This window comes from Thermococcus onnurineus NA1, assembly GCF_000018365.1.
Classification (GTDB): Archaea; Methanobacteriota_B; Thermococci; order Thermococcales; family Thermococcaceae; genus Thermococcus; species Thermococcus onnurineus.
Window position 1 is genome coordinate 1,520,945 of the sequence record NC_011529.1, and the last position, 15,635, is coordinate 1,536,579.

14 protein-coding genes are annotated in these 15,635 nt (G+C 50.5%); 9 read left to right on the forward strand and 5 right to left on the reverse strand.

The window, feature by feature from the left end; genetic code table 11:
* The first annotated feature begins 45 nt into the window (after positions 1–45).
* Entirely contained in the window at positions 46–2,079 is a 2,034-nt protein-coding gene (locus TON_RS08460; protein ID WP_012572620.1) for a PEGA domain-containing protein, read from the forward strand.
* A gap of 42 nt (positions 2,080–2,121) precedes the next feature.
* The gene (locus TON_RS08465; RefSeq protein WP_012572621.1) at positions 2,122–3,564 is read left to right on the forward strand and encodes a bifunctional ADP-dependent NAD(P)H-hydrate dehydratase/NAD(P)H-hydrate epimerase; all 1,443 of its coding nucleotides are present in this window, start codon (positions 2,122–2,124) and stop codon (positions 3,562–3,564) included.
* A gap of 38 nt (positions 3,565–3,602) precedes the next feature.
* Here TON_RS08465 and TON_RS08470 read toward each other — a convergent pair whose 3' ends face one another.
* The 4 genes from TON_RS08470 to TON_RS08485 form a co-directional block, all read right to left on the reverse strand.
* Positions 3,603–4,979 (reverse strand): alpha-amylase, encoded by a 1,377-nt coding sequence (locus TON_RS08470; protein ID WP_012572622.1) that lies wholly within the window; start codon positions 4,977–4,979, stop codon positions 3,603–3,605.
* Between the two features lie 149 nt (positions 4,980–5,128).
* Positions 5,129–5,686: an ArsR/SmtB family transcription factor gene (locus TON_RS08475; protein WP_012572623.1), complete on the reverse strand. Its 558-nt coding sequence runs from the start codon at positions 5,684–5,686 to the stop codon at positions 5,129–5,131.
* Entirely contained in the window at positions 5,687–5,992 is a 306-nt protein-coding gene (locus TON_RS08480) for a DUF211 domain-containing protein (RefSeq protein WP_012572624.1), read from the reverse strand. It lies immediately after the preceding gene.
* A 24-nt stretch (positions 5,993–6,016) separates the two neighbouring features.
* A complete protein-coding gene (locus TON_RS08485) occupies positions 6,017–6,592 on the reverse strand; it encodes a winged helix-turn-helix domain-containing protein (RefSeq protein ID WP_012572625.1) in 576 nt (191 codons plus the stop codon).
* A 144-nt stretch (positions 6,593–6,736) separates the two neighbouring features.
* Here TON_RS08485 and TON_RS08490 point away from each other — a divergent pair, with 144 nt between their 5' ends.
* The 7 genes from TON_RS08490 (at position 6,737) to TON_RS08520 (ending at position 14,440) form a co-directional block, all read left to right on the forward strand.
* Positions 6,737–8,053 (forward strand): SLC13 family permease, encoded by a 1,317-nt coding sequence (locus TON_RS08490; protein WP_012572626.1) that lies wholly within the window; start codon positions 6,737–6,739, stop codon positions 8,051–8,053.
* 58 nt (positions 8,054–8,111) lie between these two features.
* Positions 8,112–9,521, forward strand: coding sequence for an acetate--CoA ligase family protein (locus TON_RS08495; RefSeq protein WP_012572627.1), 1,410 nt, complete (start codon positions 8,112–8,114; stop codon positions 9,519–9,521).
* Between the two features lie 120 nt (positions 9,522–9,641).
* On the forward strand, positions 9,642–10,796 hold the full coding sequence (locus TON_RS08500) for a tryptophan--tRNA ligase (protein WP_012572628.1): 1,155 nt from the start codon (positions 9,642–9,644) through the stop codon (positions 10,794–10,796).
* Between the two features lie 12 nt (positions 10,797–10,808).
* Positions 10,809–11,486, forward strand: coding sequence for a fumarylacetoacetate hydrolase family protein (locus TON_RS08505; protein WP_012572629.1), 678 nt, complete (start codon positions 10,809–10,811; stop codon positions 11,484–11,486).
* A 34-nt stretch (positions 11,487–11,520) separates the two neighbouring features.
* On the forward strand, positions 11,521–11,847 hold the full coding sequence (locus TON_RS08510) for a hypothetical protein (RefSeq protein ID WP_048055107.1): 327 nt from the start codon (positions 11,521–11,523) through the stop codon (positions 11,845–11,847).
* 357 nt (positions 11,848–12,204) lie between these two features.
* Positions 12,205–13,917 carry an OPT family oligopeptide transporter gene (locus tag TON_RS08515; protein WP_012572631.1) on the forward strand — a complete coding sequence of 571 codons (1,713 nt, stop codon included), beginning with the start codon at positions 12,205–12,207 and terminating at the stop codon, positions 13,915–13,917.
* Positions 13,918–13,921: 4 nt separating this feature from the next.
* Positions 13,922–14,440 (forward strand): cell division protein, encoded by a 519-nt coding sequence (locus tag TON_RS08520; RefSeq protein WP_238516395.1) that lies wholly within the window; start codon positions 13,922–13,924, stop codon positions 14,438–14,440.
* 93 nt (positions 14,441–14,533) lie between these two features.
* Here the strand turns inward: TON_RS08520 and trm14 are convergent, their stop codons facing one another.
* Positions 14,534–15,631 carry a tRNA (guanine(6)-N2)-methyltransferase gene (trm14, locus tag TON_RS08525; RefSeq protein WP_012572633.1) on the reverse strand — a complete coding sequence of 366 codons (1,098 nt, stop codon included), beginning with the start codon at positions 15,629–15,631 and terminating at the stop codon, positions 14,534–14,536.
* Positions 15,632–15,635: the final 4 nt, after the last annotated feature.

The window sequence follows — 15,635 nt, forward strand, 5'->3', positions numbered from 1 at the left end:
TACTTTTTTAAGTATTTTTGGAGTATTAATTGAGAGGTGTTTGCTATGAGACGGATAGTGATTGTTTCTCTAATTATTGCGTTTATAATTCCGGGTGTCTTCGCTGGCTTATTGTCACAGGTTTTTCAGATGGAATTAGAAAATGGTGGAAAAATGGAGGCAATTGTAATGCATGATAGATATCTAGTGTTTCATGTTGACAATGGAGCATCTCCCTCTTATTTGGAAATACTGGATCTTGAGACCAACAGGACTGTTTTTGAGGATATATATCTCGGTTATGGGTTTGGTAGCTTCTTGATAACTCCTGATAGTCGGTATGTAGTATTTGATATCAACAATAGAGTGTACGTTTATGAAAACGACCCCTGGGGATATTCAGTCAGGTCCACTTTTTCTCTTGAGGGTGTTCGTCTAAATTCTTTTAGTAATTATTTATTCTTTATCCCAGACACTAAAGAACTAATTGTGTTCGTTTCTGAGTGGGTTAACTCAAGCATTGGATACAAATCCTGGTTGTTTGTTACAGATATTAATGGCAATATTGCCTTCAAAAAGAATGTTTATTGGGTGAGATGGGCCTATACTGACGGTGAGAACGTGTATTTCATTGATACGGATGTTCGAACGGAGGAGTCCCGTTTTGTAGTGCTGTCTCTTAATGGCTACAACAATTACTCTATTTCTTTGGGTAAATTGATAGTTCCCCAAGTCCTCCCTGTGAATGATTCCTGTGAGTCAGTTCAGAGTGCTGGTGAAAGTAATACTCCTTATTTTGTAATCTATGGAGTGCCATTCAACACTGGGTTGGGAAATTATATAACCTGCATTCGCGTTGATCAAGAGGGCATCGATGTGGTTTACAATTCGAAGTATATTGATTGGGAAATTCGCGATCTCGTTTTTACCAATGGTTCGTTCTATGCTCTTGCACGGGAGAGTGGGGTCTCTTTGGGACAACTTCGAGTGGTTAGGTTCAATTGGGATTTTTCTAGTCCAGGAATTCTCTTAAGTGTTCCAGTTCATACTATGAAAGGGTATAGTCCGTCGAGGTATGATATTGCCGTTCTTGATGGATATCTTGTTATTGCACTAGGTTTGATAAACTGGGGGACAAGGGAAGGAGTTGGATGGATAGGGGTTGTTGATCCATCCAGTGGTGTTTTACTTTGGGATCAGTATTTGGAATCTCTAAATGGTATTGTAGAACCGAAGATTTATGGCCATTATGTGGTATGGAATCCTCCTAGCATAGTGGGTATTCCAGATAATAGGTTCTATGTTTACTCTATTGATTTGTCTAATTTGCCCTCTTTTGTTGAGGTCTGGGCTCCAGTTACTTCTAGGGTGTATCTTGATGGTGTCTTTGTAGGTGAGACACCTTTGAGGCTTAATGTGTCGCCTGGAATTCACACGTTTAGGATTGTTGAGGAGCTGTACTACCCATATAACATCACTTTGAATGTTGAATCTGGCAGAGGCTATCTCTTGGATGCTGACCTCCGACCTCTTGAGGGGGTTTTATCGGTGCTATCTTCACCAGAGGCAATCGTTATCATTGATGGACATGGGAATTTCACAGCACCGTTTAACCTAACACTTGCTCCTGGAAAATACTTGCTGAAGTTTCAATCTGCAGAGTATCCAGAGCAGTATATGACTATTACAAAAATAGTTCAAGTTTTTTCAAATCGGACGACAGTTGTTTCAGTAAGTTTGCCACTTGTCTATTCAAATCTTACAATAATGAGCTCACCACAAGGTGCTAGAATTATCCTAAATGGCTCTGAGGTTGGGATTACACCGATGAGTGTTCTCCTTAAGCCCGGATTATATAACATATCACTTCAGCTTGAAGGATACAAACCCTTTAGTACTGCTATTGATCTCAGGAGCAGAGAGTTCACGATTAACGCGACTCTTGAAAGGCTTCTTTTAAACAATACTGCTCATCAAGAACTCGCAGATCGAGAACACAATACATCTTCAAAAGAGACGCCCTCTGGGAACACAATATGTGGGCCTGCCTTTCTAGTATCTCTCTTGTTAATAATGACTTTCCTTGGACGTCGTTTCTAAAATCCTTTTAAGTTTTGTTTTCTATTTCATTAAGGTGAGACCATGAGAATCGAGGACGTTTACATCTGGGACATCAACGCCAAGTGGCTTGGAATCTCACCCTTCCAGCTCATGGAAAATGCTGGCGCTGGAGTTGCCAGAACGATTGAGGAAAAGTTTGGGAAAGGCCTCAAGGTAGCCGTCTTCTCTGGAACTGGCAACAACGGCGGCGACGGCTTTGTTGCCGCTCGGCATCTCAGCTTCGAGAACGATGTTACTCTCTTTCTCATAGGCGATGAGGCTAAGATACGGAGTGAGGAAGCTAAGCATAACTGGGAAATCCTGAAGGGCCTCGACTTCGTGAGAATCAAGATCCTCAAGGACTCGACATACATTAAGGCCCTCGATTTGTCTGGCTTCGATGTCATAGTAGATGCCCTTCTTGGAGCCGGCACAAAGGGCGAGCCGCGCGAGCCGATACGCTCGGCCATCGAGAAGATAAACGAATACGCCGGAAAGGCCAAGATAGTCAGTGTTGACCTGCCAAGCGGCTACCCATCTGCGGTTCGCGTTAAGGCCGACTTCGCCGTAACATTCCAGTGGGACAAGGAGGAGTATGATGGCTTCGAGCGCGTTGTGGTTAAGATAGGCTATCCCAAGGAACTCTACCACCTCGTTGGCCCCGGTGATGCGAAGTTCGCACTCAGAAAGAAGGGCGAGCACAAGGGTCAGAACGGAAGGCTGTTAATAATCGGCGGAAGCGAGGACTACTTCGGCGCGCCCTACTTGGCGGCAAAAGCTGCTTCATATCTTGTGGACTTGGTTTATTTAGTGATGCCGGAATATCCTGCGAAGCGCATAGCCGACCCGGATATTATTCTAAGGCCAGTCGAAGGAAAGAACTTCACAAAAGAGCATCTTGAAGAAGTCTTGGCACTGGCAGAAAAGTCTGATGCCGTCATCATAGGGCCTGGCATAGGATTAAGGGAAGAAACTAAGGAGTTCGTCAGGGAATTTGTAAAGCGCTGCGAAAAGCCTTTAGTCATAGACGCCGACGGCCTAAAGGGCATAGCTGAGGACTTGAGCGTTCTCAAGGGCAAGACCTTCGTCCTAACTCCCCACGGTGGCGAGTTCAAGGTCCTCTTTGGCGTCAAGCCTGAGGGTTCCTTTCAGGAAAAAGCAGAGCTCGTGAGGGCAAAGGCAAGGGAAATTGGTGGCGTTATCCTGCTCAAGGGTGCTTACGACGTCATAAGCGACGGAAAAACCTGGAAGTACAACAGAACCGGCAACAGGGGAATGACCACCGGAGGAACTGGAGATGTGTTGGCTGGCCTCGTTGGGGCCCTGCTGGCTCTGGGCAACGAGCCGCTAAGGGCCGCTTCCGTTGGCGCCTTCATCAACGGCCTCGCTGGGGATATGGTGAAGGACGAGCTCGGCGAGAACTTCACCGCTTTGGAGGTTGCCAAAAAGGTGCCGCACGCGGTTAAATGGGTGGTGGAGTTCTAATCTTCTTCGTCTTTTTAAATAGGAAAAGAAAACAGAGTTCAGCCAACACCACAGTAGCTCCAGACGGAGTAGCCGTACTGGCCGTTGGCCGGGTCGTGGGCCGGGGCTTCAAGGTAGACCCAGCCGCTTGAGTCCACCCACTTGTCAATCCAGCCGCCGAGGTTGCCGGTGTACTCGTGTATGCACGACCCGGCAAACTTCGGAACGTAGACCCACCTTCCGGCTTTGCTTGAGCCGAGGTTGATATAGGTTATCAGTCCCGGTTTGCTTCCGTAGCCGCTTCTGACGAATATCAGCTCGTCGCTGTCGTAGTAGACTATGTCGGTGCTCCCCCCCGCGAGGTTGTCGTGTATCCAGATGAGGTTTATCAGCTTGTCCTTGTTGAGCCACTCCTCGTAGTCGCGGTAGAATATCATGGGCTGACCCTCGTAGGTGAGGATGAACGCATAAGCTGGATACTTGTTCCAGATTATGTCCGTGTCGTGGTTGGCGACGAAGGTCACTGCCTTGAACGGGTCGCGGCTAACTACGGTCTGGCCGTATCTGAGGGCATCGACGAGGGCGGGGATGTTGTTGTTATCGAAGGCCTCGTCCATCTTGTAGTAGAGCGGGAAGTCAAAGACTTTGGCACCACTGGAGTAAGCCCAGTTGAGAAGGGCGTCGACGTTAGTGTCCCAGTATTCTCCAACGGCCCAGCCTCCCCAGTAGCTCAGCCACGAGTTAACCACCCACGCCGGGTAGCCCTTGACGTAGTCAAAGCGCCAGGCGTCAATTCCAATGCTCCTGAGGTAAGCAGCGTAGCTCTCGTTGCTCTTCCACAGCCAGTACTGGTTCCACTCTTTGTCGTGGTCTATGTCGGGGAAACCTCCGAAGGTGCCTTCATCGGCGTAGCTGACGTCATTGGGATGGAAGTCGAGGTAGCAGGCGGTGTATTTGCCTGAGGCAACACCAGAAAAGTCCGTCCAGGTGTAGTCGTTGACGAAGGGGTTCCACTCTAAATCGCCGCCCGCCCTGTGGTTTATGACTATGTCCGCTACCACCTTCATGTTGTAGGCGTGTGCCGTGTTGATTAGGGATATGAGCTCGTCCTTTGAGCCGAACCTCGTTTCTACCGTTCCCTTCTGGTCATACTCGCCGAGGTCGAAGTAGTCGTATGGATCGTAGCCCATGGAGTAGTTGCCGCTCATGCCTTTACTCGCCGGAGGTAGCCATATTGCGGCTATGCCCGCTTGTGACCACTCCGGCACCTTGGCTCTTATTGTATCCCACCAAATTCCACCCATTGGCACATCCCAGTAGAAGGCCTGCATTATGACTCCGCCGTTTTCCAGTGTTTCCGCCCTGGCTGGAACTGCAAACAGGCTCATGGAAATCAGAATGGCCATCAAAACTGCAACGGCTGCTTTTCTGGCCATGTTACCACCCGGGTAAGCTGCTCACAATATATCACCGATGGTGAAATATTTAAACTTTGCCGCCAATGTGCATTGGAGAACCTAATCGTTCATCCACTGGGCGATGAAAATGAAACTTCACGTTTTATCGGGAATGATAAAAAGAAGCCTCAGAATTCCACGAGCTTCTTTACTTCTTTGGCTTTCTCGCAGAGCTCGCAGCTCTGGAGGAAAACGAGCATGTTGAAAAGGTGGAAGAGCTCTACCTCCGTCAGATCCACTTTGGCTTGGGATATTCTCTTGAGTATAGGCTGGGAGTTGAGTTCAATTTCGTTGAGCACCGTCTTGGTGAGATGCTTTAGTTTTTCTCGGTCTTTTATTTTGGCGCCTGCTTTTTCAAGGATTTGGATGAGCTTTTCAGCCTCTACCTGGAGATAGGCCTGTCTGAACTCTTCTATGACCTCGTCAGGGTCTGCTTTTATGAGGAAGAGCCTCGCTGTCCTGGTGTATATCCTCTCGTTACCGTCATTGTCGAGCTCCTTGATGAGTCCCGCGTTCTCGAGAATCTTCACGTGTCGATAGACGGTTGTTCTGTCCTTTCCAAGTGCGCTGCTAAGCTCGATAATTGTCATTGGACGCTCTCTTAGTAATTGGAGGATTTTGAATCGTGTCTCCTCTGATAGGACTTTTACCTTCTCGGGTTCTGTTATTATCAAAACGCCTTTCACTCAGTACTCCTCCAACTTGTCTTGAGGGGTTTCTCCTTCCTCAACGATTTTCTTCCCGGCTGCGACCATATCGATGCTGTGAACAACTCCGCCGAACTCCTCGATAGTCCTAACTATCTCCTCGTAATCCAGATTGTCTCCGACCATGGTTATCTTGACGTTCTCCGTCTCCTTATCTATCTCTACGAGGGTTATGTTAACTCCATCTACCCCCTCGAGCTCGCTCAGTCCCAAAGCCAGCTCTGTCACTATCGGCTGGTGCGGCTTAAGCACGTCTAGAACTAGAAGCCTTATCCCCTTTGCCATAGTCCATCGCTTCTCCTTTCACTCTCACTTTTTAAGTATTTTCCCGAGCTTCCGGAGGAGCTCCATCGCTTCCTCATCGCGGCCCATCTTGGCCATTGCCAGCCATTCTATGGCGTGGATTATGTCTTCGTTGGAGAAGTCCTTAAGCTTCTCCTCGTTTACCTCTATCTCCTTGGATATCTCGGTCTTGTATTCGTGCTCCTTCTCGAGGATGTTGTCCATCACGTCAAGGAGCTCATCGTCGTCGAATTCATATCCCAGGGCCTTGAATATCTCGAGTTTGGTCTTGAGCCTCGAGCGGGCAAGGTAGCGGAGTTCTTCATCGCCGAGATAGAGGTTGATGTAAAAGGCATCTGCCGTTCTTCCATAGTACTTCTCGACGAGGTTGCCTTTCATCTCCGTCCTCTTGACCTCAACGAGACCGGCCTCCTTGAGCTTCTCTATGTGGTGGTATATTGTCTGTGGCGTCTTACCGAGAATCTCGCTGAGCTGGGAAATTGTCATCTCCTTGTTGCGGAGCAGCTGAAGTATCTTCCTCCTCGTATCTTCGAGCATCAATTTTATTATCTCTGGGTCAGTTATGACTTTAATCTTTGCCATCGCTCCCACCCAATTTAAACGTTCTAACGGTTCTTTGAACGTTATGGCATATAACCCTTTTGCTTTCGGCGGTAGGTTTATATATGTCAAGGCTGCCCTCCACTTGATAAGATTTGCGGATAAAATATCCAATGGGTGAGTGGCATGGAGCGCAAGGAACTTGTCCATGGGATCATAATTTCGGCGGTTGTTTTGGGTTTTTATGTTCTCTCGAAGGTTTTAACGTCTGCTCAAATGTCTCTCCTTCTACTTGGTGTGGCTTTTGTTCTGTTCTTCACTGAGATAATCCCTATTGCATTTACCGCCGTCCTCGTCCCCGTGGTGCTCTCCGTAACAGGAATTCTTGACGCAAATACGGCCTTCTCCTATTTCGGTTACAAATGGGTCATAGTGTTCCTCTTCATGTTCATGGTAGGGGAAGGCCTCTTCAGGACAGGCGCGGCTCAAAAAATCGGTGAGCTTGTCGTCAGAATCTCCGGAACAAGCGAGGTTCGTCTTATGCTCTTCATTATGATAGTTACGGCAATCCTCAGCGGTTTTCTCAGCAACACCGCAACCACCGTCGCCTTACTGCCAATTGTCGTTGCTGCCTCTCGCTCGGCTGGAATAAGTCCCAAGCGAATGCTTCTTCCGCTGGCCTGGGCTGCTTCGCTAGGCGGAACTCTCACGGTCATTGGAACACCACCCAACGGAATAGTCAATAGCGTTTTAGAAGAGATGAGCCTTCAGCCTTTTGGCTTCTTTGAGTTTGGAAAAATAGGACTTCCTCTGACGATACTCGGTATAGCCCTGGCGGTAACAGTTGGAAGGAGGTTTCTGCCGAGTTCAGAAGCGTCATTCAGTGGGAGGGCTATCTCAGAACTCGAAGAGGTCCGGGATGACAGAATGTGGCTGGCGATAGTCATCTTCGTACTGACCATACTTGCCATGATGCTCAAGCTCCTTCCGTATCAGACGGCTGCAGCACTTGGGGCCGTCCTCATGGTGGCCTTTGGTATAATCTCTGCTAAAGAGGCCTTCAACTCCGTCAGTTGGACAACTGTCTTCCTCTTCGCTGGAATGCTCCCGCTGAGTAAGGCGATGGAAGTAACTGGGGCAGCGGAGATGGTAGGAAAGGCCGTCACCGGCTATATTCACTCTCCTTATATTCTCCTGCTGGCGATAATGGTTATAGCCTTCCTTCTCGGCAACAGCATGTCCCACACGGCTACAACAGCCATACTATCACCTTTAGCTGTGAGCATTTCCCAGTCTGCTGGTATAAGCCCCTACCCGCTCCTAATGGCGATAGCGATGACCTCATCAATAGGGTTCTGGACGCCGGTTTCAACACCACCCAACACAATAGTCTTCGGTCCTGGGGAATATAGCTTCATGGACTACATAAGGGCGGGAGCAATAATAGAAATTCCCCTCTTCATAGCGCTCTACCTCCTGATAATCCTCCTCTATCCATTTTGATTTTTAGGGAGGGAAAACTTAAATAGAACTGACCGAAAAAATTTCGGAGGTGAATGAGATGGGGGCACCAAAACTGGACTTCATGTTTTACCCGAAAAGCGTGGCTGTCATAGGCGCTTCAAATGTTCCAGGAAAGGTTGGAAACGCGATAATGCGCTCGATAACGCTCAAGTATGAGGGTAAGGTCTACGCTGTCAACGTCAAGGGTGGCGAAGTAGAGGTCAATGGAAAGAAGTTCCCAGTTTATAGGAGCATTAAGGAAATTTCCGATGAGATTGATGTGGCAGTTATCGCCGTTCCGGCCAAGTTTGTTCCTGATGTTATCGATGAGTGTGGCGAGAAGGGTGTTAAGGGCGCAGTCGTCATTTCTGCTGGCTTCAAGGAAGCCGGAAGGGCAGACCTTGAGGAGGAAATTGTTAAGAGAGCCAGAAAGTGGGGCATTCGCTTGGTTGGTCCGAACTGTCTCGGCGTCACAAACCTTGAGAACGGCTTTGACTGCAACTTCAATCCTCCAGAAAGACAGGCTAGGCCACCCGCTGGCAAGATAGCCTTCATGAGCCAGAGTGGTGCTTTTGGGGCTGCCATTCTTGATTGGGCGGCAAGTCACAAGATAGGGATGAGCAAGTTCATCAGCCTCGGCAACATGGCTGACCTTGACGAGAGCGACTTCATGGCCTATCTCGGTGAGGATCCGAAAACGGGCGTCATAACCGGCTACATCGAGGGGGTCAAGGACGGAAGGAAGTTCTTTAACACTGCCAAAGAGGTCACCCTCAAGAAGCCTGTCATAATCCTCAAGAGTGGAAGAACCGAGGCCGGAGCTAAGGCGGCAGCGAGCCACACAGGCTCACTTGCCGGCTCTTACGCCATATACCAGGCAGCTTTCAAACAAGCCGGTGTTCTCGAGGCGAAGAGCATGCGCCAGCTCTTCAACTACGCCAAGGCTCTGGCAATGCAGAAGCCTGCAATGGGCAATCGCGTTGCCATAGTCACAAACGGTGGTGGCGCTGGAGTCATGATGAGCGATGGCCTGCTTGAGCGTGGAATGGAGCTTGCCGAGTTCACCGAGCAGACTAATGAGCGCTTTAGGAAGGACATAGAGGAGGGCAAGCTCCCGCACCACATGAGCTACAAGAACCCGATAGACGTCATTGGCGACGCCCCATCCAACAGATACGAGAGGGCCATGCGCTACGCCCTTGAGGATCCGAACGTTGACGTTCTTGTCGTTATCGCACTCTTCCAGAGCCCCGCTCTCGACGAGGGAATCGTTGATGCTGTTGCAAAGATGCAGGAATACGGCAAGCCTATAGTCTTCGTCGCCCCGGGAGGAGACTATCCGCACAAGATGGCAAGGAATATCGAGCTCAAAGGCGTTCCGGTCTACGAGACTGTTGAGGACGGCGTCGATGCCGTCTATGCCCTCGTCAGATACGGCGAGTGGCTTAGGGAGAATGGAAAACTTTAAATCCTCTTCCTTCCTTTTTCTTCCCATGCTTGGTGATTGTTTTTGGCCTTGGTGAAGCCTTCCTCTTCTGCCCCCGCTTAGTCTGGAGTTTCGTTTCCACTGGAAATGGAGGTGCTTTGAATGGACGAGTTTAAGGTTACCCCATGGGACGTTGAGGGTTTGGTGGACTACAACAAGCTGATAGAGGAATTTGGAACGAGTCCTTTGACGGACGAGCTGCTTGAGAAGACCGCCCAGCTGACCAAGAGCGAGCTACCGCTCTACTTCAGGAGGAGGTTCTTCTTCTCCCACAGGGACTACGATAAGGTTCTTCAGGACTACGAGAGTGGAAAAGGTTTCTTCCTCTACACCGGGAGGGGTCCGAGCGGGCCGATGCACATAGGCCACATCATACCCTTCTTCGCGACGAAGTGGCTCCAGGAGAAGTTCGGCGTGAACCTCTACATCCAGATAACCGACGACGAGAAGTTCCTGTTCAAGGACAAGCTCACCTTTGAGGACACCAAGTATTGGGCCTATCAGAACATCCTTGATATAATAGCGGTCGGCTTCGACCCGGACAGGACATTCATCTTCCAGGACAGCGAGTTCACCAAGATTTACGAGATGGCCATTCCGATAGCCAAGAAGATAAACTTCTCGATGGCGAAAGCCGTTTTCGGCTTTACCGAGCAGAGCAAGATTGGAATGATTTTCTATCCGGCTATTCAGGCTGCACCGACCTTCTTTGAGAAGAAGCGCTGTCTCATTCCGGCGGCCATAGACCAGGATCCCTACTGGAGGCTCCAGCGCGACTTTGCCGAGAGCCTTGGCTACTACAAGACCGCAGCCATCCACAGCAAGTTCGTGCCGGGACTTATGGGCCTCGAAGGGAAGATGAGCGCCAGCAAGCCCGAGACGGCCATCTACCTGACCGACGATCCGGAAGAGGTCGGCAGGAAGATATGGAAGTACGCCCTCACCGGAGGGAGGGCGACAGCAAAGGAGCAACGCGAGAAGGGAGGGGAGCCCGAGAAGTGCGTCGTCTTCAAGTGGCTGGAGATATTCTTCGAAGAGGACGACAAGAAGCTCATGGAGCGCTACCACGCCTGTAAAAACGGCGAGCTTCTCTGCGGCCAGTGCAAGCGCTACCTCATAAAGAAGGTGCAGGAGTTCCTGAAGGAGCACCAGAAGAAGCGCAAGGAGGCCGAGAAGAAGGTCGAAAAGTTCAAGTACACGGGCGAGCTGGCGAGGGAACAGTGGGATAAAGCCGTTCCGGAGGCGCTGAAGGGCTGAGGGGGTGCGCCCTTGCTCCGTCTCCCCTTCCGTGACACCTATTACGAGATCAGGCCGACCAAGATAATAGCGCTCGCCAAGAACTACGCAGAGCACGCTAAGGAAATGGAGAGCGACGTCCCCGAAAGGCCGGTCTTCTTCCTAAAGCCGCCCTCGGCTCTAATCGGTCCCAACTCAACGATAGTCCTCCCACGGATGAGCAAGCGCGTTGACCACGAGGTCGAGCTTGCTGTGATAATCGGCAAGCGCGCGAGAAACGTTCCTGCGAAGAAGGCCCTCGACTACGTCCTCGGTTACACAATACTGCTCGACATTACGGCGAGAGATTTGCAGGCGGAAGCGAGGAAAAGCGGCATGCCATGGACCCTCTCGAAGGGCTTCGATACATTCGCACCTATCGGGCCCAGAGTTGTGGATAAGCGCGAGCTTGACATCAGCGACCTTGAAATCGGTCTGAAGGTAAACGGCGAGCTCAGACAACTCGGCAGAACGAGCGAGATGGTCTTTAAAGTTCCCGAGCTGATAGAGTACATCTCAAGCGTGATGACCCTTGAGCCTGGCGATATAATAGCCACTGGAACGCCCGCTGGTGTCGGTCCGCTCAGGCACGGCGACAGGATTGAGGCGTGGATAGAGGGTATTGGGACTTTAGAGGAGGACGTTATTGCGGAGGACTCGATACTTTGCTGAGAAACTTTTTTCTTTCATAACTCTTTCCGGTTGTGTGGATGAGTGCCTTGCTGTTTTCCTCGTTGTGCTTTTGGTTCTCTCTGCCGGCTGCGTTGAGACCAAGTTCGTTTACATCAAAGCGAAGTTCTTAGGTTCTGGAGAAACTCTGGAGTACGTCTTCGCTGGCCCCTCTAACCTAACGGTGAAGATTGACTCCAACATTCCTGCAGATGTGAAGATATTATCAAACGACGGTGAAGTTTTGACGGACTTTGGAGAAACCCAGCGCATAGACATGGTGATTGAGCTGCCCAAAGGAAAGTGGAAGCTCATCATACACAATCCGGGCAACAAAAAAGCCGTTTTAAATATATGGCACTGAGGGGTTAATAAGTCGACTTTCATTCGTTTTCTTTTGAATTTCTTCTAAGTTGCTTTGAGTTCTCTTCTCCGACGGGTCATCGTTCGTTTTGTTCTATCTGTCCTCAAAGATTCTTCGATACTGTAATAACGTAATGTGCGCTGGTGCCCATTTGAACATGCTGCTGATGAGTCCTTATTCATGAAATATCAAAAACCGTCATAAAGGCTTAATTCGGCTGTTCATTGGTTTTAAATTCTCGTTCTTGAATTTTAGCGTTCTAACAAACTTTATATTTCAAAAAAAGCAATATCTATGCCTTAAACTCTTCGTACCAATGCGAACATGAATGTTCATAACTGTGCAGGAGGTTTGGAAATGGGTGGAGAAAAGGGAACCTATCGCGAAGTCACGCCCGCTGCGATAATACTCGGTGTGATCTGGGGCGCCTTCATGGCTGCGAGCTTCACCTACGCCGGAATGATTATGGGATTCACCTCCGGCGGCTCTGCAATAGCCGCTATAGTCGGCTGGGGAATCCTTAGGGGACTGCTCAAGAAGGGAACCATCGTTGAGAACAACATCGTCCAGACAATAGCCTCTGCAGTCAACATCTCGGTCTCCGGAGTCATATTCACCATACCGGCGCTCTATATAATGGGTCTCAACGAGGAAATCAACATGCCATACTTCTTCATCGCGACGGCTGCTGGAGCCATACTGGGAATCACCTTCATAATCCCCCTGAGGAAGCAGATGATCGAGATAGACCGCCTTAGGTTCCCGACGGGAACTGCAGTCGCTACCGTTCTCAAGACCCCAGGAAGCGGAATCGAGAAGGCCAGATTGCTCTTCCTTGGAATGATAGTCAGTGCCGGAGTCTATCTCGTCCAGCAGTTCCCCATCCTCGGCCTTCCGGAGATAATCCCGGAGTACGTTGACCTCGGCTCTGTCCTCCACCTGCCCTCTTGGATCAACCTCACGATAGCGCTCTCTCTCATGGTCTTCGGAATGGGACTCATAACCGGAAGGAACGGTCTCATAGTCCTTGCCGGTGGAGTGCTCTCGTACTACATCATAACCCCACTCGTCAAGGCCCTTGGATGGCTTCCGAGTGATGTCACCGACGGTGCGATAAGCTCCTTCGTCTACGCCAACATGACAAGGCCCCTCGGTATCGGAATGCTCCTTGGAGGCTCCATAGCTGGTCTCATACTCTCGCTTCCAGTCATAGTCGTTGCCATCAAGAGCATTGCGGGAGCCAGCAAGCTGGGCTCAAGGGCTAGGAACGAGGAGCTGCCGATAAGCTACCTCTACGCTGGAATCGTCCTGGCGTTCCTCCTCCTGCTGGTGACGACCTACCAGCTTGGAGACCTCGGCCTGGGCAGGAGCCTGCTCACGGCACTCGTCGGCGTCGCGTGGATTTTCATCGCCTCGCTCCTCGTTGCAATGTCCACTGGAATGACCGACTGGAGCCCAGTCTCGGGTCTCTCACTCGTCTCGGTCATGATACTCCTCTACCTGACTAACAAGAACGTCCCGCTCACCATACTCCTTGGCGCCACCGTCGGAGTCGCTATCTCTGGAGCGGCCGATATGATGCAGGACCTCAAAACGGGCCACCTCGTCGGAGGCATTCCATCAAAGCAGCAGAAGGTCGAGCTCCTCACAGCCTGGATAGGACCGATAATAGCCCTGACCGTCGTCGGTCTCATCTGGAAGGCCTACGGAATAGGAAACGAGATGGTTCCGGCGCCGCAGGCAATGGCCCTCAAGTCGATGGTCGAGGCTATCCTCGGAGGAAACGTCCCGGTAGACAAGTTCATCGCCGGTGGAATCCTCGGCTTCGCCCTCTCGATGAGCGGCATTCCAGGACTTGGAGTTCTCGTTGGACTCTCAATGTACCTGCCGATGCTCTACATCATCCCCTACGGAATCGGCTGTATAGTCCACGAGGTCGCCAAGAGGAAGAAGGGACACGAGTTCATTACGGAGAAGGTCCTCCCGGTTGCAGCAGGTCTGATGGTGGGAGAGGCCGCGATGACCCTCCTGTTCGCGGTCCTCACCGTGCTGGGAGTCCTTCACCCATGAGGTGATGGAAATGAAGAAGCTCATAGGCAACGTCATACTCACCATTGGTCTCGTTGGGGGAGCTATCACGGCCGCCAGGATACCGCCGATGTGGGGTGGCCTGGCGGTTTCGCTCGGCGTCATGGCCGTTGGCATAGTCCTGAGAAGGCAGGGTGCCAAAGAGGAGCTCCACAGAGCTGCCCAGAGCGGAACCGGCGGCGTCAAGGAGCTTGAAAGGCTCCTCACCGAGAGTCTCGCAAGGTTAGAGGCCATAATGGACGCCCCGAAGGATAGGGTTCTCAGTGAACTCACCGCCGTACTGGAGGAGCTCGAAGAGTTCGCAGAGAAGGCCCAGCCTCTCAGGATAGAGGGTCTCATGACCTATGGAACTATAATGACGGTCTTCAGCAGGGGCGAGAGGGCCCTTAACAGAGCCTGGAGCGCCTTCGCCGACGGCTGTGAGGATGAGGGAAGGAAGTATCTGCGCTTTGGTTATGAAGATCTGAAGGAGACCCTCAAGGCCATCAAGAGCCTGAGGGTCTGACTCTCTTTCCTCTTCTTCTTAGCTGTTATTTATGCCCTTTTGGGAGCGAGAAGCTGTGGACTGGCTTTAGCTCTTTAGGAAGATTGGGGGTAGTTATTCGATAACGTATGTGTGAACCATTAATCCACCGTGTCCGATGAGCCTGTGGTGGATTATCTTGAAACCGCTATCCTCTATAGCCTTCTCTATTGCCCTCTTCTCCGTCGTTATGAAAACGCCGCGTTTTTCAAGAACTTTGGCCAGCTCAGCAAAGAACTGCATGTAGAGCTTTGGTATCATGCTCTTCCTCCCGATTTTGAGGCCGTAGGGCAAGTTACTCACCGCGAAATCAGCGCTCTCAACGTATTCGCTCAGCCTCGTCGCATCGCCGAGGATAAAGTCTATCCTGTCGTAAACTCCAGCGGCCAGGGCGTTCATCTCGGCTCCACGGAGGTGCTTTCTGTACTTCTCAAGACCAATTATTTTGCCTCCGTAGCCTCCCAAAGCCAGCTCTATTGGAATTGTTCCACTTCCACAGAAGGGGTCGATGAACGATCCGCCGTCGGGTTCTGCAAGCTCTATGAGCGCGTTGGCTATGCTAGCCTTGAGGTGTGCTGGGTGGTCGTAAACTCTCCAAGGCCTCTTGTGGAGGGAAGAATCGCCGGTGGTGTCTATCCCGAGGAAGAATACATCGCCAATCAGCTCCGCCCGGAAGATAACCGTTGGATGGTCAAGGTTAACCTTTGGAGTCGCATATCTACTCAGTCTGTCAAAAATAGCCTTTCCGACGGTTTTTGCTATATCAACACTGGTTATTTTGTGTTCTCCTTTCCTGAAGGAGCGAACCGCGAAGCTCTCACTGACCTTGATGTATTTTTCCACTGGAATGGAAGCCACGAAGTCTTCTATTCTCTTCAACGCCCTCTCTGATTCGTCTTCACTTATTCCCTCGAATCTCTCGCTCGCTATCTCAACTATAACTCTGTGGAGGAGTCTTGAGCGTTCGTTTAAATACGTCGCAACGCTCAGCTCCCTCTTTCTGCCCTTCTTATCGGTATAGAATGCCTCGCCTACTTCGGCTAGGACTCTACCCTCTACGTCCAGCGGCTTTTCCTCCACCAGAAACGAAACTCCAAGCTGGCTGAGAAGGCTCTCTACCTCGGCCTTTGCTAAATCTTCGATTCCCTGAGAAGTCGTGAGTAGCAGTCTCATCCTT

Bases quoted from the DNA above. Each gene is read 5' to 3' on its own strand.
- TON_RS08515 (WP_012572631.1), top strand. From the start codon at position 12,205: ATGGGTGGAGAAAAGGGAACCTATCGCGAAGTCACGCCCGCTGCGATA.
- TON_RS08500 (WP_012572628.1), top strand. From the start codon at position 9,642: ATGGACGAGTTTAAGGTTACCCCATGGGACGTTGAGGGTTTGGTGGAC.
- TON_RS08495 (WP_012572627.1), top strand. From the start codon at position 8,112: ATGGGGGCACCAAAACTGGACTTCATGTTTTACCCGAAAAGCGTGGCT.
- TON_RS08480 (WP_012572624.1), bottom strand. From the start codon at position 5,992: ATGGCAAAGGGGATAAGGCTTCTAGTTCTAGACGTGCTTAAGCCGCAC.
- TON_RS08490 (WP_012572626.1), top strand. From the start codon at position 6,737: ATGGAGCGCAAGGAACTTGTCCATGGGATCATAATTTCGGCGGTTGTT.
- TON_RS08520 (WP_238516395.1), top strand. From the start codon at position 13,922: ATGGAAATGAAGAAGCTCATAGGCAACGTCATACTCACCATTGGTCTC.
- TON_RS08485 (WP_012572625.1), bottom strand. From the start codon at position 6,592: ATGGCAAAGATTAAAGTCATAACTGACCCAGAGATAATAAAATTGATG.
- trm14 (WP_012572633.1), bottom strand. From the start codon at position 15,631: ATGAGACTGCTACTCACGACTTCTCAGGGAATCGAAGATTTAGCAAAG.
- TON_RS08470 (WP_012572622.1), bottom strand. From the start codon at position 4,979: ATGGCCAGAAAAGCAGCCGTTGCAGTTTTGATGGCCATTCTGATTTCC.
- TON_RS08465 (WP_012572621.1), top strand. From the start codon at position 2,122: ATGAGAATCGAGGACGTTTACATCTGGGACATCAACGCCAAGTGGCTT.
- TON_RS08460 (WP_012572620.1), top strand. From the start codon at position 46: ATGAGACGGATAGTGATTGTTTCTCTAATTATTGCGTTTATAATTCCG.